The organism is Streptomyces alkaliphilus, assembly GCF_014141535.1.
In the GTDB taxonomy this organism is placed as follows: Bacteria; Actinomycetota; Actinomycetes; order Streptomycetales; family Streptomycetaceae; genus Streptomyces; species Streptomyces alkaliphilus.
On sequence record NZ_VKHT01001222.1, the window covers coordinates 1 to 1,298 of the forward strand.

The following is a 1,298-nucleotide window of genomic DNA, read 5'->3' on the forward strand; positions in this document are numbered from 1 at the left end:
GTCCTGGTGGGTGGGCACGCCTGCACGGCGGAGGGCGCCCGGCTGGTGTCCACCGGTTGGGCGGTCCCGCTCACCCCCGACCGGGGCGCGGTCCGCGCCGCGGCACCGTTGATCCGTGCCCCCGGCGCCGACGACCGGGCCGGTGACGAGGCCGCCCACGTCGCCCGGTTGCCCACCCTCGCCTGGCGGGTGGCCCGGGACGCGTTGCGGCTGGGTCCGGTGCTGGTACAGGTCCCCCGCCGGGGCTACGTGCCGGCGCTCTCCTGCGACCGCTGCCGCGAACCGGCCCGCTGTCCGGCCTGCCGGGGGCCGCTCGCCGCCGACGCCCCCGACGTGCCCCCGGCCTGTGGGTGGTGCGGCCTGGCCCATCCTGACTGGCACTGCCCCGCCTGCGGCGGCCGGCGGGCCCGGGCCCGCGCGGTGGGGGTCCGACGCACCGCGGAGGAGCTGGGCCGCGCCTTCCCCGGCGTCCCCGTGCGGACCTCCGGTCGCGGCACCGCCGGCCCGGGGGACCCGGGGGAGGGCAACGGTGTGCTCGACGAGGTGCCGGACACCCCCGCGCTGGTGGTCAGCACTCCCGGTGCCGAGCCGCGCACCGCCGAGGGCCCCGGGTACGCGGCGGCTCTGCTGCTGGACGGTCACCTGCTCCTCAACCGTCCCGGCCTGCGGGCGGGGGAGGAGACCCTGCGGCGCTGGCTGGGTGCCGCGGCCCTGGTCCGCCCGGCCCGGGAGGGCGGGACGGTGGTCCTGCCGGTGGAGTCGACGCTCCGCCCGGTGCAGGCACTGGTCCGCTGGGACCCCCTCGGCTTCGCGGAGCGGGAATTGGCCGACCGCGCCGAACTGGGCTTTCCACCGGTCAGCCGGATGGCGGCCGTCAGCGGACCCCCGGAGGCCGTGCGCCGGTTGCTGGAGGGGGCCGACCTGCCCCCGGAGGCGGAGATCCTCGGTCCGGTGGAACTGTCCCCGACCCCACCGGGTGCCCCCCGTCGGCCGGGCGCACCCGCTCCGGGGGAGCAGTGGGAGCGCGCCCTGGTGCGGGTGCCACCGGGGCACGGGGCGGCGATGGCCCGGGCCCTCCGGGCCTCCCTGGCGGCCCGGCTCGCCCGTCGGGAACGGAAGATCGCCCGGGTGCGTGTCGATCCGCGGGAGATCGGCTGAGTCGTCGGCCCTCCCTCGCGGGCGCCCCGCCGCCCCGGAGTCGATGGGGCACCGGGCCGGTCTCAGCCGCCGCGCGGCGCCGGCAACATCTCGGACGCCCCGGTCCGGGAGGACCCGGGTCCGCCGCCCCCGTCGACGCG

General features: G+C 79.8%; 1 pseudogene. It reads left to right on the forward strand.

The annotated features are described in order from the left end of the window. Positions 1-1,158: pseudogene (locus FNQ90_RS23565) on the forward strand (primosome assembly protein PriA); the annotation flags it as partial. Positions 1,159-1,298: the final 140 nt, after the last annotated feature.